This window comes from Terasakiella sp., from assembly GCF_048267425.1.
Lineage (GTDB): Bacteria > Pseudomonadota > Alphaproteobacteria > Rhodospirillales > Terasakiellaceae > Terasakiella.
This window is the reverse complement of record NZ_JBLWXN010000001.1, coordinates 287,980-309,592: the sequence shown is the minus strand read 5'-3', so window position 1 is coordinate 309,592 and position 21,613 is coordinate 287,980. Positions and strand designations below refer to the sequence as shown.

Here is a 21,613-nt window from a genome sequence, read left to right as displayed (position 1 = left end):
TTAATAATGACGCTTGTTCCTAAAGACGGGGCGTGGTTTCTGTCGCCGTGAATCGCTTGACTCTGCGGGCGTCTCGGCTTATCTGCACCCCACAACAGTTTTGCAATGTTCATATTATAAAGTACGGATCAATCATGGCTACGCCGAAGAAGGTATTTATCAAAACATACGGATGTCAGATGAATGTCTATGACTCTGCACGTATGGAAGACGTTCTTAAACCCTTGGGATATGAAATGACCGACGGGCCGGATCAGGCCAATATGGTGATTTTGAATACCTGCCATATTCGGGAAAAAGCCTCGGAAAAAGTGTATTCCGAACTGGGGCGTTTGAAAAATATCAAAAAAGTCCGTGATGAAAATAACGAAATGATTATTGCGGTGGCAGGTTGTGTCGCGCAGGCTGAAGGGGAAGAAATTTCACGTCGGGCCCCTTATGTGGATATGGTGTTTGGCCCACAAAGTTATCACAATTTGCCGGAAATGATCGCCAAGGCCCATCGGGCAGGTGATGATAAAGGTCGGGGCATTTTGATGACCGAATTCCCCGCCGAAGACAAATTTGATCATTTGCCTGATCCGGTTAAGCCAGAAGGTTACAGCGCGTTTCTGTCTATTCAGGAAGGCTGTGACAAATTTTGTACTTATTGCGTTGTGCCTTATACGCGCGGGGCTGAATATTCGCGTCCCGCAGCTCATGTGTTGAAAGAAGCACGTCAATTGGTTGCGCAAGGCGCGCTGGAGATCACTTTGCTGGGTCAAAACGTCAATGCCTATCATGGGGATGACGGGCAGGGCGGGGAATGGTCTTTGGGCCGTTTGATCCGCGAGCTGGCTGAAATCGACGGGCTGGAACGTATCCGTTACACCACATCTTATCCGGCAGAAGTTGATGATGATCTGATCAGCGCCCATGCCGAAGTGCCACAACTGATGCCGTATCTGCATTTACCTGTTCAGGCCGGGTCTAACCGTGTGTTGGCGGCAATGAACCGTAATCATACGCGCGAACAATATCTGGAAATTATCGCAAAACTGAAGGCCGCACGCCCGGATTTGGCTTTGTCGTCTGATTTTATCGTTGGTTTCCCCGGTGAAAATGATCGTGATTTTGAAGATACACTGGATATCATCCGTCAGGTCGGTTTCATTCAGGCGTTTTCCTTCGTTTATAGTGCGCGCCCTGGTACACCGGCGGCCACGATGGATTTGCAGGTAGACAAAGCGGTGGCGAACGAGCGTTTGCAGATTTTGCAAAAATTACTGGGCGATATTCAAACCGATTTCAACCAGTCCTGCATCGGCAAGGAATTTCCGATTTTACTGGAACGCGAAGGTCGTAATCCGGGGCAGCTTGTTGGACGCAGTCCTTATATGCAACCCGTTCATGTGGACGCGCCGCTTGATTTCGTCGGCCAAATCCATGATCTTAAGATTGTGAGTGCCCGCCCGAATTCGTTGGGGGCACAATTGGTTGATGGCGAAAGGAAACGTGCGTGAGCGACGAGATTAATCTGAATCTGGATTTTGAAGATAATGCCTTGCTGCCGGACTTGTTTGGCGAACACAATCGCAATCTGGCTCGTTTGGAACAAATGTTGGATGTCACCATCCACGAACGCGGCAATCAACTGATTGTTGTCGGGGACCCTGAAAATGTTAATCGCACGCGCGATGTACTTTCCAGTCTTTATAACCGTTTGAAAAAAGACATGATCGTTGGCTCTGCCGAGGTTGATGGTGCCATTCGTATGGCGATTGACGGCGACCAGCCCCCTCATGTCAAAGAAAGCGAAAAGAAAGCACGCGCGGCTTTGCCCGATACGGCAATGGTGGTGAAAACCCGCAAAAAACATATTTCGCCGCGTTCCCATCTTCAGGCGGAATATTTGCGGGCTATTGATACCTGTGAGCTGGTTTTTGGTATCGGTCCGGCGGGAACGGGCAAAACTTATCTGGCGGTTGCAAAAGCGGTGGAAGCCTTGACCACAGGCGAAGTGGACCGGATTATTTTGTCACGCCCTGCGGTGGAAGCGGGCGAACAGCTGGGTTTTCTACCCGGTGATATGCAGGAAAAAGTCGATCCCTATCTACGTCCGATCTATGATGCGCTTTATGATATGCTGCCTCAGGATCAAGTGGAAAAACGTATGGAAAAGGGCGAGATTGAAATCGCGCCATTGGCTTTTATGCGCGGACGAACCCTGTCCAATGCCTTTGTTATTTTGGATGAAGCGCAAAACACCACAGCTGTTCAGATGAAAATGTTCCTGACCCGTTTGGGCGAAGGCTCTCACATGGTGGTAACGGGCGACTTATCACAGGTGGATCTGCCGCATGGGGTGCGTTCGGGTTTACGCGATGCGTGGGAAACTCTCAGCGGTGTTCAAGGGATTGCAGGCATTCAGTTTACTGAAAAAGACGTGGTACGTCATGCCTTGGTGAAACGCATTGTTGAAGCCTATGACACGGCAGAAAAGAACCGTGAAGACGCTGAAATTTATGTCAAACCACCGCGCAGAAGGCCAAAAGTATAATGTTGGGCGATCTGGATATCACCCATGCGGACGAGGCATGGCCTGATTGTGATGTGTTAATCGAAAACTGTGTCAAAGCCGCGTTGGCCCATTGTCAAACCGATACGCAACATGGCCGTCCGTTTGAGCTCAGTATTTTGCTGAGTGATAATGATCAGGTTCAGGACTTAAATCGTGAATATCGTGAAAAAGACAAACCGACTAACGTTTTGTCTTTTCCTGCCCTTGAATGTGATGAACCGGGCCACCTGATTTTGGAACCCGGCCCCTTGCATCTCGGGGATATTATTCTGGCCTATGGTGTCGTGGCGCAGGAAGCATCGGATCAAAAGATTGCATTTGAAGATCATCTCAGCCATTTGATTGTGCATGGGGTTTTGCATCTTCTTGGGTTTGATCATATTGAAGATGAAGAAGCCGAGGAAATGGAAGCGCTGGAAATTGCCATATTAAAAGATTTTGGCATTGCGAACCCCTATGATTCTGAGGCAGAGTAAAAAGATAAATTGGTTAACCGAAACAGAAACGAATGAACGACCAGTCAGGCGACAGTTGCATGCCCCGTGAAGCGGGGCCGGAAAACGGGACGAATGAGCCCGGATTACTCGAACGTTTAAACCCGTTCCGAAAAAAATCTAATGGCGATAACAGTGTGCGTGACACGCTGGAAGAACTGTTGGAAGAGCGCGAAGAACAGGAAATTCCGCTGGAAGCCGAAGAGGCTCAACTTCTCAAGAATATTTTAGGGTTGCGTGAACGTACAATCGAAGATGTGTGTGTGCCGCGCTCTGATATTTGTGCCATTGGGGTGGATGCCTCCTTGGAGGAAGTGGTCGGGCTGATGACCAAGGAAGGGCATTCGCGCATTCCAGTTTATGGGGAAGATTTGGACGATCCAGTCGGGATGGTGCATATCAAGGATGTTATTGCGTGGCAAAACCAATCCACCCCGTTTAATCTGGCAAAGCTTTGTCGCAAGGTTCTGTTTGTTTCCCCCAGTGCGCGTGTGCTGGAATTATTGTTGGAAATGCGGACCAAGCGCGTCCATATGGCCTTGATGGTCGATGAATATGGCGGCACAGACGGTCTGGTAACCATTGAAGACTTGGTCGAAGAAATTGTCGGCGAGATCGAAGACGAACATGACCGACCGGAAGGGCCGATGTTTGTCGAACGCGCCGATGGTAAAATTGATGCGGATGCCCGTTGGGAAATTGAAGATGTTGAAGAAAAAATCGGCATCTTCCTCGAAGAAACCGAGCGTGAAGATATTGATACGCTCGGCGGTCTGGTGTTTTCCATCACCGGACATGTGCCTATTCGTGGTGAAATTATCCGCCATGCGCCAAGTGGATTGGAATTTGAAATTCTTGAAGCCGATCCCCGTCGCATTCATCGTTTGCGCATCCAGAATTTAAGCGTTCTTGATGATTAGAGGGTTACCTGCTTGGGTGACGCTGTCTTTCTTTGCATTTGCAGGTAATAAGCCTTGGCCATGACCCAAATTAAAAAGCCCCCTTTTGGCCTTTATATTCATTGGCCTTATTGTGTGTCGAAATGCCCGTATTGTGATTTTAATTCACATGTGGCGCAAACGATTGACCATGCCCAATGGGCACAGGCTTTTGAAGCCGAATTGCATCGGGTCTTTCAGGAAAGCAAGGGGCAACAGGTTTCCAGTATTTTCTTTGGTGGGGGGACGCCTTCTTTAATGGCCCCGCAAACCGTTAACCGGATTCTTGAAACAACCGCGTCCTTGTGGGGATTGTGCGATGATGTCGAGATTACGTTGGAAGCCAACCCGACGACGGTTGAAAGCGATACCTTTGCCAATTTTAAACATGCCGGTATCAATCGCCTGTCCATCGGTATCCAATCTTTACGCCCCGATGTGTTAAAGTTTCTTGGTCGTGCCCATAGTGTAGAGGAAGGGTATCGGGCCCTTGAACTGGCAGCAAAAACGTTTGATCGCTATAGCTTCGATCTGATTTATGCCCGCCCTAACCAAAGCCTTGCAGATTGGCAGGATGAATTGACACAGGCCTTAAGCCTGAGTGCCGGGCATTTGTCGCTTTATCAATTGACGATCGAACCGGGGACGGCCTTTTATAAAGACAATGTCCCCGCAGCGGAGGAAAATCTGGGGGCTGATCTGTTTGATTTGACGCAAACCATGATGGAACAGGCCGGGATGCCGGCTTATGAAATATCCAATCATGCCAAACCGGGTGAAGAAAGCCGCCATAATTTGGTTTATTGGCAAGGCGATGACTATATCGGTATTGGCCCCGGTGCCCATAGCCGCCTGAACAATTTTGCTATTCATCAAATATATAAGCCAGACCTGTGGCTGAACGGTGTTCTGGAAAACGGCACGGGGGAGCAAAAAAGAAAAAAACTTGCCCCGGATGAGCGCGCGGTTGAGTTGCTCATGATGGGATTGCGACTGAAAAACGGGATTAATTGTGAGAAGTTCCAACAAGTCAGTGGCAAAAGCCTGAAAAGCTGCTTGGACCCGGATGGGCTGGACCTTTTATTAACCCATGATTTGATTGAATGGGATCAACAACATTTGCGCCCGACTTATGAAGGACGCAAATGTCTGGATGGTGTGCTGGAAAAGCTGATTCAGGTTTAGGAGCTTATGGCCTAAAAGCCTTAAGTGTCTCCGAAATAAAAATCATTCTTTGATCTATGGAAACTTTGGGAACTTCGACAAGGTGATAGCCCCAATGCATGTAGGCTTCTTGCATTTTCTGATATGTGGCGATCGCTTCTTTGAAAGTTTGTTTGCGTTCTGTATCATTGCAGTAAATCTCTTCCCAAGGTGGAAATATAAATACACATGGGTGGTAACGCGTCTTTTCACATGCGTGTAACAAAGCCGTGGAAAGCGGTAGATTTTCTAAGAGGCTATAGCCATAAACATCAATAATCCCCCGATCAAAAAAGACCGTTTTTTCACTATGCTTATGGGTGGCATAGTTCAGCAAATCTTGCTGTAACATGGCATCACGAAATGCGATTTTATTTTGCCAAGGTAAGGCATCGCCTAAAGTTTCAAGGTTTTGTTGAATAACAAAGCGTCCGACTTCATTTACGCAACACCACCCAACTTTCTCCAAGGCTTGAAGAACACTGGTTTTTCCAGAACCGGGTCCTCCTGTCAAAGTGATGAGATTATGAGGGTTCATACACATTACCTTCTTTTCACCTTGTGGGGATGGATCAGGTGTTTTTTAAGCGGCTTTTTGCGGCCCGAGTTCACTGCGGAGCTGACGGGTCAGGTTGGCAAAATTTTCCCAATCCTGTCCTGCCATATCGGCTGTCCCGACTTCAAAATCATCCAAGCTGGATAAAATGAGGCGACATGTGGTGACGTGATCTTCATCTTTGCGCCGGTCCAGTTTTTCAATAAGGGTTTGCGTGACCTCAAATATACGTTCCAAGAAAAAGGCCGGGTCTCGCTTTTCACCGATTTGTGTGGCGATTTTTCCACGCAACCAGTCAATTTGGACGGCGAAACGTTCGATCTTTAAATCTTCGATACGTCCGCGCGCTTTTTTGCTCAAGCTGATAAAAGTCCGTTCATCAATAAGGTCCAACGCTTTGAAGCTGAGCGGATTGGGAACAGCAACCAACGGGATTTGTTCGCCGCCGGGTCGGGCACTGCTGCGCCGGTCCGGTCCGACATAATCAAGGGTCACGACAAAGTCTTTGCGTTTTTTAATGCGCCGTTCCACCCGATCGATAATATTGGCCAATGCAATCGGTTTGACCAAAACATCATCAAGCCCGGCTTCGGCCAGCATTTCCAATGTTTTGGGGTCGGGTTGTTCGATAACGGCGAAGATGACAGCAAACGGACTGGTCGCCATTTTACCGTGGCGGATGTCGTTGATGACATCGGATATATCGGCCACGTTGAGGCTGCTATCCACAACAATCAGATCATAGTCGGTGGAGGCAACTAAATTGCGGAAATCTTTGGCATTATTGACATCCTCGATTTCACGAAACCCTTGCATATGCAAACCACCCTTAATGCCTTGACGTGACTGTGGGTTACTGTCGCCCATCAACAGGCGTATTTTGCCAAAATCAATTTTGTCGCGATAATCATCACGGATCAGAACATTGGTATGGGCGGGTTTGGTTGCATTCACCTGGCCTTTCCTCACGGCTTTTAACAAGCTGGAAGGGTCGGATAGATCGGCTAATTTTTGGTTTTGTAAGCGAACCCGGTCAATCAGGGTTTTCACAAGCTTTTTGCTGAAAACATCAAGTTTTTCTTGTTTTTGATTGAAGGTCGGCCCATCAACCACGATGACCGTCACATCTTCCAGCGCGCGCACACTTGCCGAACGCGGTTCCAGATCAACCAAGGCCATTTCACCGAACAGGTCCCCGGCTTTTAGCACATCCAAAATGGCTTCTTCCCCGTCGTTACGGCTTTTTATAACCTCGACACTGCCGTTTTTTAAAATATAGGCACAAGTGGGATCATCCCCTTCGCGTATAATATATTCCCCGTTCTTAAATTCCTGATTTTTATATTCAGCCATAATCAATGTTACCCAAAAGAGACTAATTTGTTATGGGGGCGAAGCTCCGGGGGGCAGGAGATATTTCGCGGAACCCTTTTGACTGAACTTGTAAAACAGCTAAACCCCTTTCGGCAAGTCCCCATTGATGGAGACGGAAAATACCTGTGCGTCCTAAAAACCCGGCAGGATCGGTCAGGGTTGTCCGGCTATAATCGGCTTCGCCCTTGTCATCGGCTAAAACCGCAGACAAAGCAATGGCATCGTAGGCCAAGGTGGCAAGGCGGTGAGGTGTGTCCTTGTAAACAGAACGATATTGTTCAACAAATTCACTTCGATTTTTTGGGCTGGGGGCGGCAAACCAGCCCCCTAATAAAGCCGGTTCGGCATGGACCCATTTGGCTTCCCACAAACTGGTGCCTAGAATCCGGACCTTTTTGGGATCGACATCGTAATAAGGCAGGTTGGCAGCAATGGCTTGTAATGTTTTTCCGCCTGCTGCAACCAATAAGGCATCAAAATCCACATCCCCAACGGTTTGCAGCAATTCAAGGCGATCCAGTGCTTTTCTGGATAATTCGTCTGATTTCCCGGCTAGTTCGCGTTTTTGTTTCAGTAAATCCTGACGGCGTTGATCGTAATCTGCCATATCGCGGATCAAAGCGGGCAGGTCATCACTGCTGGATAAAAATTGAACGACTTTGGAAACTTGGGCGCCATTGGCTTGAACAGCTTGTTCAAAAGCGGTGCGGATACGTATGCCATATTCATCGGCGGGCGCAAGCAGGGCAAAACGCTGGCTGCCTTGCAGGGCGGCAAAATTGATGATGCGTTCGACTTCTTCTTCTGGGCGAATTCCCATGACAAACACATTTTGACTGGCTGCGTTCGAATCGTTGCTGAAGGCCAGAGCATTGACGTTGGCCGCTTCCAGATAAGGGGCAATGGCTTGTGCCGATTGTGACAGAAGCGGGCCGATAATGATGGAAACGCCATCCGCAAGCGCGTATTGTGCGGCGCGTACAGCCCCTTCGGGTGTTCCTTTGGTATCGTAAGGCAGCAATTCATAATGCGGGCCTGCGAAATCGAACAAGGCAAGCTGGGCCGCGTTGAGAATTTCGCGTCCCACATTTGCGGCACTGCCACTTAAAGGGACGAGCAAACCGACACGGGCGGCGCGCAGGCCACCGCGGGCATCATATTGGGTCATCCATTCTTCGGCCTTGACCTGCGCGTCTGGCTGTTGCACCGTCACGGGCTGGGAAGGGTCCCAAGGCGGGATCTCGCTTCCGCTGCGCGGTAGGGCAGTGGGATCATAGGTTTCAGGGGCAGAACCACGCGCTTGTGGTGTTGTACCGGGGACTTCCCACCATTTAGAGGGTGCAGTTGTGGTTTCACATGCGCTCAACAACAAAGTGATACAGAGCATCAATGGTAAAACAAAATAACGCAGATTTAGAAACATTGGGTCCCCAAGACAAAGAAGAAGGTGCGCAAGAGATTACTCTGAGTAGACAAGGGAGTAAAGGGCGCGCTGGTCTCTATATTGTGGCGACACCGATCGGGAACGCACAGGATATAACTTTGCGTGCGCTTGATCTGTTGAAACAAGCTGATACCATCTTATGCGAAGATACCCGTGTAACATCTAAATTATTGGCGATACATGGTATTTCCAGAAAAAAATGCATCGCTTACCATGAACATAATGCGGAAAAAATGCGCCCTAAAGTTCTGGAAAAATTACAGGCAGGCGAAGTGGTTGTTCTGGTCAGTGATGCCGGCACACCGTTGATTAATGATCCGGGTTATAAGCTGGTGCGTGAATGTGCGGAAGTCGGCCTGCCTTATACGACTGCACCGGGGGCAAGTTCGGTCATTACGGCGATGGTTTTATCGGGATTACCCAGTGATCGGTTCCTGTATTTGGGCTTTTTGCCCAATAAAACAACGGCCCGTAAAAAAGCCTTGGATGAAATTAAATCGGTGAAGGCCACATTGATCGTTTTGGAATCCCCACGTCGGGTGGCCGCTTGTCTGGCGGATATGGCCGAGGTTCTTGGTACGCGGGAGGCGGCCGTGACCCGTGAATTAACCAAAAAATTTGAAGAAGTGCGTCGCGCCCCGTTACCGGAATTAGCGGATATGTATGTGGATGCGGAAGTGCGCGGCGAGATCGTTTTGGTAATCGGCCCACCCGATGAGACGGTCAATGAAACCAGCGCGGAAGATTTGGATAGCTTGTTGAAAAATGCTTTGGCGCGGTTATCGGTTCGTGATGCGGTGGCTGAAGTTGTGGCGATGACCGGCTTAAAGAAAAAGGATGTTTATAACCGGGCGCTTGAATTGTCCCAGTAAAGAAAAAAGCAATCAGGCGTGTCCGGCATCATCAACCAACAGGCGCGGGTCGATACCAAGTTGGCCCAAGGCGCGTTCCCATTTGCTTTCCAGATGGTTGTCAAAGACAATTTCGCTTTTGGCGGGCACGTTCAGCCAGCCGTTTTCCATGAGTTCCTGATCCAGTTGTCCTGGTCCCCATCCGGCATAACCCAAGGCCAGCATGCTGTTGCGCGGGCCTGTCCCAACGGCGATATCGCGTAAAATATCAATGGTTGCCGTCAGGGCGAAATGCGCCCCGATAACCACGGTGGATTCTTTCATATAATCGGGACTGTGTAAGACAAATCCCCGTTCTTCATCAACGGGGCCGCCCAGATGAACGCGGATTTGGTTTTCCGGTGTCCGTGCATCAATGCCTAACTGTTTCATCAGTTCAGGAAAACTAAGCGATTGGACAAGACGGTTCACCACAAGCCCCATTGCGCCTTCTTCACTATGGGAGCACACGTAAATAACCGTTTTTGCAAAACGCGGATCCGGCATGCCGGGCATGGCGACCAAAAGCTGTCCGGTTAAGCTGGTGTTTATGTCTTCTTGTTCTTCCATGACTTACAAATATGGCTGATTACCCGCAAGTGCAAGCTTTTCCGGTCTATTTTATGAGTTTATGCCCTGAAATATGGCTGTGTTTCACCCTAATTCTGACATAATTCTGCCTGATACAGAGGGCGAGAGGTCGTATAATGATGCATCGATTTAAAAATATTGCTCTGGTTTTATCTGTTTTTCTGTTGGCGTGGTCGACATCGGCCCATAGTCAGACAGAAGGGTGGCATGGTGCCGATCAGGCCAAAGTCCGTTTGATTGCGCAGACCACCGCCATTGGGGATCGCGATGAAGTGACGCTGGGCTTGCATTTTAAAATGCAAGACGGTTGGAAAGTTTACTGGCGCAGTCCCGGTGATGCCGGATATCCCCCGGAAATCGACTGGCAGAATAATCCCAATATCAAATCATCAGAAATGCGTTGGCCCCGACCAGAACGCTTTGTCGTTCTGGGACTGGAAACGGTTGGATATAAAAAAGAAGTTGTCTATCCGATCCGCGTCAAAGTGAACGATCCGTCACAGGATTTAAATATTCAGGCCAAAGTCCGTTATTTGACCTGCGCGGAAATTTGCGTCCCGGTGGAAGCGGATTTATCCTTACATCTGCCTGCAGGCCCGACCCAACCCGGTGTAGATGCCCAGTTGGTGAACAAGTATGAAAGCCTTGTGCCGTCCCAGAACGACCCCTTGGCGCGCACAATTGAAACAGCGACCCTTTATCCTGATCGCGAAGGCAACAAAGGAACGTTGCGTTTGAAGGTTGCTTCAAACAATGCCTATCAAAATCCTGACGTTCTGGTTGAAGGACCGATTGAACTGGCCTTTTTCAAGCCGGGGTTTCAGCTTTCAGAAGACAAGAAAGCGGTGTTGGTGGATGTGCCGCTAGATGGGTTGAAGTTCCTCGAAAACGGGTTTGAGGATCACGATTTTATCATTACCCTGATGGATGGGAATCAGGCTGTCGAGCTTAAGACCAAAGTGATGGCAGGTCCAGCGGGTATGCCTCCTTTTGTGGAAGGGTTTAGTACACCCGGTGAAACCGGCTTGAATAACTTGCCGTTTGTGACGATTTTGGCCTTGGCTGTTCTGGGGGGCTTAATTTTAAACTTGATGCCCTGTGTCTTGCCGGTTCTTTCCTTAAAAGTCATCGGACTGGTCAGTCATGGCGGGGCGGCAAAAGGAACCGTGCGTCTCAGCTTTTTAGCCTCCAGCGCCGGGATTTTATTCTCGTTCTGGGTCTTGGCGGGGATTCTGGTTGCGATGAAAATGGGGGGGGCTTCTATTGGCTGGGGTATTCAGTTCCAACAACCCTTGTTTTTGATTGCGCTGGCTTTGATCGTGATTCTCTTTGCCTGCAACATGTGGGGATTTTTTGAAATTCACCTGCCGGGCTGGTTGTCGAATTTGGGTGAACGATCTTCTCATGTGCATGGGTTGGGGGGGCATTTTCTTACTGGTGCCTTTGCGACATTGCTGGCGACCCCGTGTTCTGCCCCGTTTTTGGGAACCGCGGTTGGTTTTGCTCTGGCGCGTGGGCCAATTGATATTTTCATGGTGTTTAGCGCCCTTGGGGTTGGTCTGGCTCTGCCTTATATTCTGATTGCCCTTTTCCCCGGCTTTGCCACCCGTCTCCCCAAACCGGGGGCGTGGATGGTCACTTTGCGCAAGGTTTTGGCGCTGCTGTTGCTCGGCACTGCGGGTTGGTTGTTAAGTGTGCTTTGGGTGCAAATCGGCTTGAATGGCGTGATTGCCCTGTCAGCCTTAATGGCAGGGGTTATTTTGGTACTGGCGATGAACAAGCAGTTGAAAACGCTGGTGGGCCCAGTGGTGATTGCCTTGTTCTTGGCCGCCTTTGCGGTTCCGACTTTTGCGCAAAAAGATGAAATTGACAAGGCGCAGGCGGAAAAGCTTTGGACTCCGTTTGACTTGCAGAAAATTGAGGAAGAAGTTGCCCGCGGACAAGTTGTGTTTGTGGATGTTACGGCCCAATGGTGCATTACCTGTCAGGTCAATAAGAACCTTGTTCTGTATCGTGGGGATGCGTTCGCGGCTTTATCAGATGCCCAAGTGACCCCGATGAAAGCGGACTGGACCAACCCGGATGAAACAATTGCGGCGTATCTGGCAAGTTTCGGGCGTTATGCCATTCCGTTTAATGCGGTTTATGGACCGGGGGCCCCAAAGGGTATTGTCTTGCCGGAATTATTGGATGAAGAGACGGTCTTGAACGCCCTTGAAAAGGCCAAGGGTTGAAAACCGATAAACAGGAACCCACATGTAATGAAAGAAAGCCATGTTGTGGTGAAAACGCCGACATGAGCAAACAAAAAGCCCTCAAAAGAGGGCTTTTTTATTGGGGTAATTACAAGATCATACTGTTTTTGATTTTTTCAACACCTTCACGGGCCAAAGCATCGGCACGCTCATTTTCTTCATGTCCGGCGTGACCCTTGACCCAATGCCATTCGATTTCATGTTTGGCGAGCGCACTTTCCAGTTGTTGCCACAGATCGGCATTTTTAACAGGTTTTTTGGCAGCCGTTTTCCAACCGTTTTTCTTCCAGTTAAAAATCCATTTAGTGATGCCGTCTTTGACGTACGTGCTATCGGTATAAAGGGCAATTTTAACAGGACGTTTCAGGCTTTCCAGCGCGCGGATAGCGGCCATCAGTTCCATGCGGTTGTTGGTGGTGTTTTCTTCGCCACCACATAATTCACGTTCGGTCCCTTTCCAGCGCAATAAAACGCCCCAGCCGCCGGGGCCGGGATTGCCGCTACAGGCACCGTCTGTGTAAATTTCTACGATATCTTTGCTCATTATTCTAACCCGTAGGCACCGGCGGTGCGGATGGACTGATGGAATTTAAGAATTTGATAGTATTCCAGCGGATCTTTGGGTTTAACCAGTGCCTCTTTGGGCGTATTGACCCAATCATACAAGCGCGTCAGCAAGAACCGCAGCGCGGCGCCGCGTGCAATCAAGGGTAGGGCCTCGACTTCCTCCTTGCTGAAATCACGTACCTTGCGATAGTTGGATAACAGTAAACGGGCCTTGGTGACATTGAAATCACCGTCCTTTTCAAAACACCATGCATTCATGCAAATGGCGAGATCGTAGGCAAAAATATCATAACAGGCGAAATAGAAATCGATCAGACCGCTGCATTTTTCATCCCGAAAAAAGACATTGTCGGGAAAGGCATCGGCATGAATGATGCCTTTGGGCAAATTTGTTGGCCAGCAGGCTTCCAAATAATCCAGTTCTGCTGATAACTTATCACCCATACCGGGCATAACATCATCTGCGTGGTCCCGGCATTTATTTAACAAGGCACGCCAATCGCCAACCCCCAGATCATTTTTGCGGTGATGGGGGAAATCGGTTCCGGCAACATGCAGTTCACCCAAGGCTTTCCCCAACTGGGCACAATGAACCGGCTTGATCTTGCGCGGCCACATCCCGGCCAGAAAGGTAAAAATGGCAGCGGGTCGACCAGCCAGCACCCCCAATGCATGACCTGCCTCATCTTTTAACGGGGTTGGGCAGGTGATGTTGCGTTCACTTAAATAGTCTAATAAATCCAGAAAAAACGGCAGATCGTCTTCGTTCACGCGTTTTTCGTAAAGCGTCAGAATAAACGGGCCTTGTTCCGTCTGGATAATGTAGTTGGAATTTTCCACCCCTTCGGCAATGCCTTTATAGGATAGTAACGATCCGATATTGAAACGTTCAACAAAGGTGCTCAGCTCGGTATCACTGACTTCGGTATAAACAGCCATGATTTATGCACTCAGACTTGCAGGCAGTTTGAAGACGACGTCTTCTTCGGTGAATGTTTCAAATTTAACGCTAACGTCAAAATGATCTTTGCAGGCGTTGACCACTTCTTCGACCAGAATTTCCGGGGCGGATGCCCCTGCTGTGATACCGAGTGTGCTTACCCCGTCAAACAAATCGAAATCAATTTCATCGGCGCGTTGAACCAGCATGGATTTGGGGCAACCGTTCAGTCGGGCAACTTCGACCAATCGTTTGGAATTGGATGAATTTGGCGCACCGATGACCATGATCATATCGGCCTTTTGTGCAATCTGCTTAACCGCAGCCTGACGATTGGTGGTGGCATAACAGATATCTTCTTTGCGCGGCATTTCCAGATTGGGATAACGTTCTTTTAAAACCGCCAGAACTTCTTTGGTGTCATCAACCGACAAGGTGGTTTGTGTGACCAATCCTAACGGGACATCACGGGGAAGTTCAACCGTTTGGGCCTGTGTAACATTTTCAACCAGAACGACGGCCCCGTCCGGTAATTGCCCCATCGTACCGATGACTTCGGGGTGGCCCTCGTGGCCGATCAGGATAACGGGATGTTCCTTGTCATAATGTTTTTCTGCCGCACGATGGACTTTGCTGACCAACGGGCACGTGGCATCTACATACGTCATGTCGCGGCGGTTTGCTTCTGCGGGGACGGACTTGGCAACACCGTGGGCAGAAAAAATCACCGGCCTGTCGTCGGGCACTTCGTCCAGTTCATCGACGAATATAGCGCCTTTATCGCGCAAGCTATCCACAACAAACTTGTTGTGGACAATTTCGTGGCGAACATAAACAGGCGCACCGAATTTTTCCAGTGCGCGTTCTACGATATGGATGGCCCGGTCCACACCGGCGCAAAAGCCGCGCGGTCCGGCCAGTAATATGGTCAAGGTTGGTTTCATAAGCCCAATATAGAAACCCGAAACAAAGAGTAAAGCCAATCCTGTTCTTTCGTGATAAAATTTTTTCCATGTTGCGCATGATACTCATATTTTTGTTGATCGGGATGGGATTGCCCGCCTTTGCTGCCAAACCTGATGGATTGGCGGACCCGCAGACCCGCCCCGAACTGTATCGTTTGAAGAATCCGGTTGCCCGTGTTCAGGAACTTCTGAAAGCGCAAGGGCGTTATGAAGGGGCGATTGATGGTTTTATGGGGTCCGATCTGGAACGCGCAATCCGGTTGTATCAAAAAGAACAGGGATTACCGCAAACCGGCAAGATATCGGGAGAATTAATTGCGCATCTGGAAAATGTTGGGCGTATCCGGGCGCTGATCACACGATTGGAAGACGTGCGCCGTCAACGTCGAGAAAAGGCGCGTCAGGCTTTGCTGTCAGATCCACGCACCCGGAAATTGCTGGAACAAAAAGACCATAAAACCGCAGACCCGACCCGCGATATGTCGCATTGTTTTGCACAACCGACCAGCGGATGTTTGCTCAAGGCTGCGGTTGAGGCTTCAAAGGCGGTTTATGAAGACGATATGCGCGATTGGGCGCTGGGCGAGATTTTGGCCGCGCAAGTCGCTGTCGGTCAGGAAGAAGATGCCTTGAAAACCGCGGCGCGGATTAAAGACAGCCGTTTGATTATTGCGGCCTTGACCAATATTGCGAAAACCCATGCGCGTGAAGGCAAGATTGAAGAAGCCTTGAGCAGCTTGGATTTGATCCCGGTGATTGAACGTCGCCTCTCTGTTTTATTGGAAATTGCCAAAGCCTATCGCACTGAAAATCGTAAAAGGGACCTTAAACGTATCGTTGATAATATTTTGGCAACAGCGGCGGGGCTGGAGTCTTTTGAGGAAGGCTTATCTCTTCAGATTGAAGCGGCAGAATTGCTGGGTGATGTTGAGAGTAAACGGGCGCTTAAGTTATTGGATGCCATGTCTGAACGTGCCCGAACAAAAGCGCTAAACGGATCAAAAGTCACCTTGATGCGTCAGGCGGCCGGGGCGATTGCAAAGATCGGCTACCCGGAATGGGCCTTAAAAGTGCTTGAAAAAATGCCGGATGATGAAACCCGCATTCCGGTCTTGATGGCGGCGGCGCGGGCTTTCTTAAAGGCACAACGTTTTAATGCGGCCCGTCAAACCATTGAACGGATTTCAGCGAAACGTTATCGCAGTGTTATCTTGGCCGATATGGCCGGACATATGTGGCGTGCGGGGGAACATCAAGATGCTTTGAATGTGTTGGAAAAAGCCGTTGTCATTGCCAAAGGGGTGAAATTGCCCTTTGCACGCAATTTTTCTTTGTCCAATATCGCGCAAACCCTGATGAAGATTGCGGAAAATTCGCAAGATAGTGTCCATGCGGTGCGGGCTTATGCCATTTTACAAGATATAAGTGATGACCGCTTGAAAGCGCGTGGCCTCTGGGATCTGGCCCATGCTACCAATCGGAATCATTTATCCGTGGCTGGTACGGATTTGGACGCTGTCGCTCAAATGGCGGTCGGGGCGATAAAAAGTAAATTTTCCCGGGTTTGGGTCTTGGGTGATCTGGTGGAATATTATCAGACGGAAAATGAGCCGGAACGGGCAAAACACGCCTTTGAACTGGGGCTTGCAACGGTTGAGGAACTTAAAAATCCGTGGGCACGCTCACGGGCCTTGGCAAAATTTGCAGCTTTGGCGTATCGCTTTGATTGATTGTCGCCTTGCTTATGGGGTAAGGTGCTGTCACTGCCTTTCAAGCTATGGAGTTTTCAATGAAAATCGCTAAATTCACTTTGCTCGCTTTGGCCCTTGGTGTTGGGTTAAGTGCTTGTGATACTGTGGATAGTTTGAAAGTCTGGCGCAAGGCAAAACCGGAACCTTGTCCGCGTGTCACGGTTTTGCGCAACGCAGCGGAATTAACCAAATTCAAACCCGGACCGGGGCGTGATCTGATCGATGTGCTGTTTGAAGCCAAGGTGACAAATGTTTATAGCGCTTGTGAGTATGACGTGGATTATGACACGCGTGCGGGTTCCATTCATGCACAGATTGCACCGGTGATTTTAGGTAAACGCGGCCCGGCAGATACCAGCCGTTTGGCAGAAATTGAGTATTTTGTTGCAATGGTGGATGAACAGAAAAAAATTCTGCAAAAAAATGTCTTTCCCCTGAAACTCGCTTTCCCCGGCAATCTGGTTCAAAATGAAGTACGTGATGAACCGATCGATCTGACCATTACAACGGATGGCAGTAAAGACGGTACGGCCTATGAAATCTACGTCGGCTTTCAACTGAGCGAAGAAGAGATGGCCTATAACGAACGCCTGCGCCAACGTTAATTGGACGCAGACGTTGTTCAAAAGCCTATATTAAGCTGACATATTTTTATCGGATCGAACACCGTGGAGAAAGTTTGCAACTTTTTCCTGCAGGAATGAAGATTGACGCGATAAGTCATCTGACGAAGTTGCAATCTGTTCGGCGGCATCACCGGTATCTGTGGTCGCCTGTTCAACATCGGAAATGTTGCTGTGGACGAGTTGGGTCCCATGAGAGGCTTGTTCAACGCTGCGAGCAATTTCACCGGTGGCTTCAGCCTGTTGTTTTACAGCTGTTGCAACAGTTGCTGAAATATCATTCATTTTCTGAATTACGTTGGAAATATTGTCTATCGCGTTTACGGCACGGGTTGTACCTGCCTGAATGTGGGTAATTTGGCGGGAAATTTCATCCGTGGCACTGCTCGTTTGATTGGCAAGATTTTTGACTTCAGATGCAACAACGGCAAATCCTTTGCCTGACTCACCAGCGCGGGCAGATTCAATTGTGGCGTTGAGAGCAAGCATATTTGTCTGTTCGGCAATATCGGTGATGAGGCTAACGACGTTGCTGATTTCGGCAACCGTGGTGGAAAGCTCTTCAATCGTTGCCGATGTTTCTGTCGCAATCTTGACGGCGCGTTCTGAAACTGTACTGGAGGTTGCGACCTGACGGCTGATTTCGTGGATCGAACTGGAAAGTTCCTCACTGGCACTGGCAACTGTTTGTACGTTTTGAGAGGCCTCATTCGCGGCAAAGGCGACTTCACGGGTTTTAACAGTCGTATGGCGTGCTGTTTGTGCCATTTGTGTGGAGGCAACCTGTAATTGAGTGACGGCACTTGTCACTGTTTGAATAACGTTTCCGACATCTGTTTCAAAACTATTGGCAAGATTGGCCAAAGCCGCGCGTTGTTCAATTTCACTTTGTTGTTTTTGAAGTTTACGTTCTTCGCGAAGTTGTTGAGTCTCCATCAGATTATCGCGAAAAACAAGTAAGGCCCGTGCCATTTCGCCAATTTCATTCTGTAGATCAGTATTAACGACCTCAATTGTCGTATCGCCTTTTTCAAGGCGGATCAGGTTGCGGACACTTGATTTCAATCCAGAAACAATGATGCGGGCAATACTGAGACCTAAAATTGTCATTAAGCTTATGGCGAAGAGGGCACCGATCAGTAAGTTGAGTTGCATCTCGTTTCGTGCGGATTGTGCTTCCATAAGTGCCGTTTGTGCAGTGTTATCAGCCTGTTGAGCAAAGGTTGCGAGTTTCACACCGGATTGAGAGATATGGTCTTCAAATTTTGATTTGATTTGGAAGAGGTTTTCTTTGGTTTCGGCGTATGTGCTGAGTTCCTGTACATATGTGCTAAGCAGAGTATCCAGTTTTTCCTTAATCGTATCTGTGAATGGTGCAGGTGCTAAAATTTCTCGAAACTCTGCGGCTCTTTTGTTGACCCGTCCCAGATATTTCTCGCGATTACCTCGAATGATGTAATCTTTTTCATGACGGCGCATCATTAACATCTTAATCGTCAATTGGTTGGCGATGTCCAAAGTTGTGCCAATAGATTTAACTTGAATGTCTTTTAGCTCTGTTTCAATGGAATGGACAGCGTTGCGCAATTTTCCGCGTTGCCCTTCTTTCTCATTATATCCAAGGATGGTCAGGGACTCTTTTAATTGGTTAAAGAGTTGATCAATTTCTTTTTGATGGGCATCCAGTTGTTGGATGATAGATTTGTCCTTAACCAAGCTCTCAAGGGTCTTCAGCGATTGGTCTAGCTCATGATTCAGGCGATTAAAGGTTTCTGCTTTTGCCTCGTTGGGGTGGGCGATGAAATCTTTTTGCAGGGGAACCATTTGTAGCAGGTTTTTATGGGCTGTTGATGCAATAGCACTGAGTTCCCTGCTTTGTCCCAAATAAGATTCGATTTTATCTAATTTATTGTTTTCAAAAGAATAATAGAGAGAAAGAAAAACAAAGGAGAGAATACAAATGGCGATGATGATCAAAATTTGATTGCGAATGGCAAGACGGCGGATCATGGACATAGGCTCCCGAAAGAAAGAGGGGATGACTTTGATAAAATGACGTCATTTATTATATGTTTGGATAGGTATTTATCTTATTTGGATAGTTAAACTGCAACAAAAGTAGTATGACAATTTGGTTGCAGTTTTATGACAAAGGATTGCTGGTTGCTTTTACCTTATAAATTATTGATTGTTGGCTAGAAGAAAAATGAACCTTGTAGGTTAAATGCATGAACGAAGTAAATATCGTCTGGTTTCGACAGGATTTGCGTTTGGCGGACCATCCGGCGTTGCAATATGCCGCGCAACGCGGGATGGTTTTACCCATTTATATTCTGGATGACGAGGCGGCGGCCCCGTGGAAGATGGGGGCAGCGTCACGGGTTTGGCTCCATTCAGCTTTGCAGGATTTGAATGACCAGCTTGACGGGTGTTTACAGGTTTTTCAGGGGAATGCGGCTGAGATTTTGGCGCAACTGATTGCGGATTATGACGTCAAAGGGCTTTATTGGGGACGTTGTTATGAGCCGTGGCGTATGGCACGCGATTGCACCATTAAGGAACGTTTTCGGCAACAAGGCGTGGATGTGCGCAGTTTCAACCATTCTCTGTTATGGGAACCGTGGGAGATCCAAAAGAAAGATGGCACACCTTACAAGGTCTTTACGCCCTATTTTCGTAAAGGGTGCCTAAACGCACCTCCGCCGCGGTTGCCGTTGCCTGCACAGGACACACTATCATTGGTGCAAAAACGCGAGGGGCTTGTACTGGATGATTTGTCGTTATTACCACGCAAGATCGATTGGTATAGCGATATGGTCGCCCATTGGGATATTAGCGAGGAAGGGGCTCATAACCGACTGGATGCATTTTTGTGTGACGGCCTGTCCCATTATAAAACGGGACGAGACTGCCCCGCGCAGGATAACACCTCAAGATTAGCGCCTTATCTGCATTTTGGACAGATTTCACCGCATCAGGTATGGGCAGCGGCACGCAGTTATGGGCAGGTGCATCATCTGGATCGTGATCTGGATCACTTCTGTTCGGAACTGGCTTGGCGCGAATTTTCCCATTCCCTGCTTTATTATAATTCGCACATACCGGAAAAACCGCTTCAGGAAAAATTTAATGATTTTCCTTGGTTGGAAAATGCACAGCATGTGAGTGCATGGCAAACTGGAAAAACGGGATATCCCATTATTGATGCCGGGATGCGCGAGCTGTGGCAAACTGGATATATGCACAATCGGGTACGTATGATTGTTGCATCTTTTCTGATTAAAAATTTAATGATCCCGTGGCAAGACGGGGAGGCCTGGTTTTGGGATTGTTTGTTTGATGCCGATCTTGCCAATAACAGTGCAAGCTGGCAGTGGGTAGCTGGTTGCGGGGCAGATGCCGCACCTTATTTTCGGATATTTAACCCGGTGACCCAATCAGAAAAATTTGATCCAAGTGGCGATTATATCCGGCGTTATGTACCGGAACTGGCCAATTTGCCGGATAAATATATTCACAAACCGTGGATGGCACCGATGGATATTTTAAAGAAGTATTCGATTGTTCTTGATGACCAATATCCCCGGCCAATTGTGGATCTGAAATCGACACGGGAACGTGCCCTTGCTGCGTTTAAGGAACTGGGACGCTAATCTTGATGGCTTTCAAGCCAAGTTAATGCATCTTGTTTATCTTTAAATCGCTTGGCAATAACGTTTTGATTTAAGTTTTCCCGCACAAAAGTCTCGATATGTTGCGTTATTTCATTGTCTTGTGGTGCATATAAAGCGATGTAAACTTTCTCGTGATTAAACTCCACAACCGATGTTAAAGAGGTGACTGTTAGGACATCTTCGGGGTCAAAACTCACGTTTGTAACGTCTTCCCAATCACTGAAAACAAGGGTAATGGATTGCTGACTTCCCTTAACGAGATTGTCAACAAGGCGTTGAATAACATCAAGGGCGTCAATGTCGGATGCATATTTAGAGTATATATATTCAGTTCCGTCAGGAAAGGTTTTATGTGTGACTTCAAATGCCATAAGGTATTCCCCCCGCAAATATAAATGCCTGCCATATCTTTCATTTTTTATTTAGTATAATACAAATTATTTCAAAATAAATATTTCTCCTATAAGTATCATTACGCATCTCATATTTCTGTGTGTGGCGAGATATTTTTCAGATTGCGTAAAATCCTTTTGACCGTAAAAACGACCCTCTGTAAAATGAGGCTAAATCATATGACCCCATGCGGGAGAGCGATGATCTGTACTGTTAAATGGATCATCCGCCGAAGGAGCAAGCGCCCCTGCAAACTCTCAGGCATATAGGACCGCTGGGTGATGAGACTCTGGAAAGTGGATTTTTTTAGCATGACTGCCATGACGAATCCCACCGACGATGAAACCCCAAACCGTATGGGTTGGGGGAATCTTTCAGGTTCCATGACAGAGGGG

The 21,613-nt window shown here is 48.3% G+C and carries 19 protein-coding genes and 2 riboswitches; of the genes, 10 read left to right on the top strand and 9 right to left on the bottom strand.

The window, feature by feature from the left end:
- Positions 1–134 precede the first annotated feature (134 nt).
- From miaB to hemW, 5 genes are read left to right on the top strand one after another with little or no spacing between them, the layout of a single operon-like run.
- On the top strand, positions 135–1,502 hold the full coding sequence (gene miaB / locus ACN0VA_RS01445) for a tRNA (N6-isopentenyl adenosine(37)-C2)-methylthiotransferase MiaB (protein ID WP_417819413.1): 1,368 nt from the start codon (positions 135–137) through the stop codon (positions 1,500–1,502).
- Positions 1,499–2,539: a PhoH family protein gene (locus tag ACN0VA_RS01440; RefSeq protein WP_417819412.1), complete on the top strand. Its 1,041-nt coding sequence runs from the start codon at positions 1,499–1,501 to the stop codon at positions 2,537–2,539. The genes miaB and ACN0VA_RS01440 overlap by 4 nt, the downstream gene beginning before the upstream one ends.
- Entirely contained in the window at positions 2,539–3,036 is a 498-nt protein-coding gene (gene ybeY / locus ACN0VA_RS01435) for an rRNA maturation RNase YbeY (RefSeq protein WP_417819411.1), read from the top strand. The genes ACN0VA_RS01440 and ybeY overlap by 1 nt, the downstream gene beginning before the upstream one ends.
- 59 nt (positions 3,037–3,095) lie before the next feature.
- Positions 3,096–3,974 (top strand): hemolysin family protein, encoded by an 879-nt coding sequence (locus ACN0VA_RS01430; RefSeq protein WP_417819410.1) that lies wholly within the window; start codon positions 3,096–3,098, stop codon positions 3,972–3,974.
- 60 nt (positions 3,975–4,034) lie between these two features.
- A complete protein-coding gene (gene hemW, locus ACN0VA_RS01425) occupies positions 4,035–5,177 on the top strand; it encodes a radical SAM family heme chaperone HemW (RefSeq protein WP_417819409.1) in 1,143 nt (380 codons plus the stop codon).
- Between the two features lie 4 nt (positions 5,178–5,181).
- On the opposite strand, the gene ACN0VA_RS01420 is transcribed toward hemW, so the two are convergent.
- The 3 genes from ACN0VA_RS01420 to ACN0VA_RS01410 are packed head-to-tail and all read right to left on the bottom strand — an operon-like array spanning position 5,182 to position 8,548.
- The gene (locus tag ACN0VA_RS01420; RefSeq protein ID WP_417819408.1) at positions 5,182–5,733 is read right to left on the bottom strand and encodes an AAA family ATPase; all 552 of its coding nucleotides are present in this window, start codon (positions 5,731–5,733) and stop codon (positions 5,182–5,184) included.
- Between the two features lie 45 nt (positions 5,734–5,778).
- Positions 5,779–7,104, bottom strand: coding sequence for a cyclic nucleotide-binding domain-containing protein (locus tag ACN0VA_RS01415; protein WP_417819407.1), 1,326 nt, complete (start codon positions 7,102–7,104; stop codon positions 5,779–5,781).
- 22 nt (positions 7,105–7,126) lie between these two features.
- Positions 7,127–8,548, bottom strand: coding sequence for a penicillin-binding protein activator (locus ACN0VA_RS01410; RefSeq protein ID WP_417819406.1), 1,422 nt, complete (start codon positions 8,546–8,548; stop codon positions 7,127–7,129).
- On the opposite strand from ACN0VA_RS01410, the gene rsmI reads away from it, so the two are divergent.
- Complete coding sequence (gene rsmI / locus ACN0VA_RS01405) at positions 8,515–9,441, top strand: 16S rRNA (cytidine(1402)-2'-O)-methyltransferase (RefSeq protein ID WP_417819405.1); 927 nt, start codon at positions 8,515–8,517, stop codon at positions 9,439–9,441. The two genes, ACN0VA_RS01410 and rsmI, sit on opposite strands and share 34 nt — an antisense overlap.
- Before the next feature lie 12 nt (positions 9,442–9,453).
- Here rsmI and ACN0VA_RS01400 read toward each other — a convergent pair whose 3' ends face one another.
- On the bottom strand, positions 9,454–10,029 hold the full coding sequence (locus ACN0VA_RS01400; protein ID WP_417819404.1) for a YqgE/AlgH family protein: 576 nt from the start codon (positions 10,027–10,029) through the stop codon (positions 9,454–9,456).
- A 137-nt stretch (positions 10,030–10,166) separates the two neighbouring features.
- Here ACN0VA_RS01400 and ACN0VA_RS01395 point away from each other — a divergent pair, with 137 nt between their 5' ends.
- Positions 10,167–12,284: a protein-disulfide reductase DsbD family protein gene (locus tag ACN0VA_RS01395; RefSeq protein ID WP_417819403.1), complete on the top strand. Its 2,118-nt coding sequence runs from the start codon at positions 10,167–10,169 to the stop codon at positions 12,282–12,284.
- 109 nt (positions 12,285–12,393) lie between these two features.
- Here the strand turns inward: ACN0VA_RS01395 and rnhA are convergent, their stop codons facing one another.
- From rnhA to ispH, 3 genes are read right to left on the bottom strand one after another with little or no spacing between them, the layout of a single operon-like run.
- Positions 12,394–12,849, bottom strand: a complete 456-nt coding sequence (rnhA, locus tag ACN0VA_RS01390) for a ribonuclease HI (RefSeq protein WP_417819402.1) — start codon at positions 12,847–12,849, stop codon at positions 12,394–12,396.
- Entirely contained in the window at positions 12,849–13,811 is a 963-nt protein-coding gene (locus ACN0VA_RS01385; RefSeq protein WP_417819401.1) for a homoserine kinase, read from the bottom strand. Before ACN0VA_RS01385 ends, rnhA begins: the two co-directional genes overlap by 1 nt.
- Before the next feature lie 3 nt (positions 13,812–13,814).
- The gene (gene ispH / locus ACN0VA_RS01380) at positions 13,815–14,756 is read right to left on the bottom strand and encodes a 4-hydroxy-3-methylbut-2-enyl diphosphate reductase (RefSeq protein WP_417819400.1); all 942 of its coding nucleotides are present in this window, start codon (positions 14,754–14,756) and stop codon (positions 13,815–13,817) included.
- A gap of 77 nt (positions 14,757–14,833) precedes the next feature.
- On the opposite strand from ispH, the gene ACN0VA_RS01375 reads away from it, so the two are divergent.
- Together ACN0VA_RS01375 and ACN0VA_RS01370 are read left to right on the top strand one after the other, a co-directional pair.
- Positions 14,834–16,507 carry a peptidoglycan-binding domain-containing protein gene (locus tag ACN0VA_RS01375; protein ID WP_417819399.1) on the top strand — a complete coding sequence of 558 codons (1,674 nt, stop codon included), beginning with the start codon at positions 14,834–14,836 and terminating at the stop codon, positions 16,505–16,507.
- 59 nt (positions 16,508–16,566) lie between these two features.
- Entirely contained in the window at positions 16,567–17,133 is a 567-nt protein-coding gene (locus ACN0VA_RS01370) for a hypothetical protein (protein ID WP_417819398.1), read from the top strand.
- A 30-nt stretch (positions 17,134–17,163) separates the two neighbouring features.
- On the opposite strand, the gene ACN0VA_RS01365 is transcribed toward ACN0VA_RS01370, so the two are convergent.
- A complete protein-coding gene (locus ACN0VA_RS01365; protein WP_417819397.1) occupies positions 17,164–19,161 on the bottom strand; it encodes a methyl-accepting chemotaxis protein in 1,998 nt (665 codons plus the stop codon).
- Positions 19,162–19,379: 218 nt separating this feature from the next.
- Here ACN0VA_RS01365 and ACN0VA_RS01360 point away from each other — a divergent pair, with 218 nt between their 5' ends.
- Positions 19,380–20,804 carry a cryptochrome/photolyase family protein gene (locus ACN0VA_RS01360; protein ID WP_417819396.1) on the top strand — a complete coding sequence of 475 codons (1,425 nt, stop codon included), beginning with the start codon at positions 19,380–19,382 and terminating at the stop codon, positions 20,802–20,804.
- On the opposite strand, the gene ACN0VA_RS01355 is transcribed toward ACN0VA_RS01360, so the two are convergent.
- Positions 20,801–21,196 carry a hypothetical protein gene (locus tag ACN0VA_RS01355; RefSeq protein WP_417819395.1) on the bottom strand — a complete coding sequence of 132 codons (396 nt, stop codon included), beginning with the start codon at positions 21,194–21,196 and terminating at the stop codon, positions 20,801–20,803. The genes ACN0VA_RS01360 and ACN0VA_RS01355 overlap by 4 nt on opposite strands.
- Positions 21,197–21,398: 202 nt before the next feature.
- A riboswitch (glycine riboswitch) is annotated at positions 21,399–21,502 on the top strand.
- Positions 21,503–21,505: 3 nt separating this feature from the next.
- Positions 21,506–21,610: riboswitch (glycine riboswitch) on the top strand.
- Positions 21,611–21,613 lie beyond the last annotated feature (3 nt).

Coding starts and splice junctions, on each gene's coding strand:
- ACN0VA_RS01400 (WP_417819404.1), bottom strand. CDS start 10,029: ATGGAAGAACAAGAAGACATAAACACCAGCTTAACCGGACAGCTTTTG.
- ACN0VA_RS01410 (WP_417819406.1), bottom strand. CDS start 8,548: ATGTTTCTAAATCTGCGTTATTTTGTTTTACCATTGATGCTCTGTATC.
- ACN0VA_RS01370 (WP_417819398.1), top strand. CDS start 16,567: ATGAAAATCGCTAAATTCACTTTGCTCGCTTTGGCCCTTGGTGTTGGG.
- ispH (WP_417819400.1), bottom strand. CDS start 14,756: ATGAAACCAACCTTGACCATATTACTGGCCGGACCGCGCGGCTTTTGC.
- ACN0VA_RS01420 (WP_417819408.1), bottom strand. CDS start 5,733: ATGAACCCTCATAATCTCATCACTTTGACAGGAGGACCCGGTTCTGGA.
- ACN0VA_RS01430 (WP_417819410.1), top strand. CDS start 3,096: ATGCCCCGTGAAGCGGGGCCGGAAAACGGGACGAATGAGCCCGGATTA.
- hemW (WP_417819409.1), top strand. CDS start 4,035: ATGACCCAAATTAAAAAGCCCCCTTTTGGCCTTTATATTCATTGGCCT.
- ACN0VA_RS01365 (WP_417819397.1), bottom strand. CDS start 19,161: ATGATCCGCCGTCTTGCCATTCGCAATCAAATTTTGATCATCATCGCC.
- miaB (WP_417819413.1), top strand. CDS start 135: ATGGCTACGCCGAAGAAGGTATTTATCAAAACATACGGATGTCAGATG.
- rsmI (WP_417819405.1), top strand. CDS start 8,515: ATGGTAAAACAAAATAACGCAGATTTAGAAACATTGGGTCCCCAAGAC.
- ACN0VA_RS01415 (WP_417819407.1), bottom strand. CDS start 7,104: ATGGCTGAATATAAAAATCAGGAATTTAAGAACGGGGAATATATTATA.
- ybeY (WP_417819411.1), top strand. CDS start 2,539: ATGTTGGGCGATCTGGATATCACCCATGCGGACGAGGCATGGCCTGAT.
- ACN0VA_RS01395 (WP_417819403.1), top strand. CDS start 10,167: ATGATGCATCGATTTAAAAATATTGCTCTGGTTTTATCTGTTTTTCTG.
- ACN0VA_RS01360 (WP_417819396.1), top strand. CDS start 19,380: ATGAACGAAGTAAATATCGTCTGGTTTCGACAGGATTTGCGTTTGGCG.
- ACN0VA_RS01385 (WP_417819401.1), bottom strand. CDS start 13,811: ATGGCTGTTTATACCGAAGTCAGTGATACCGAGCTGAGCACCTTTGTT.
- ACN0VA_RS01375 (WP_417819399.1), top strand. CDS start 14,834: ATGATACTCATATTTTTGTTGATCGGGATGGGATTGCCCGCCTTTGCT.
- ACN0VA_RS01355 (WP_417819395.1), bottom strand. CDS start 21,196: ATGGCATTTGAAGTCACACATAAAACCTTTCCTGACGGAACTGAATAT.
- rnhA (WP_417819402.1), bottom strand. CDS start 12,849: ATGAGCAAAGATATCGTAGAAATTTACACAGACGGTGCCTGTAGCGGC.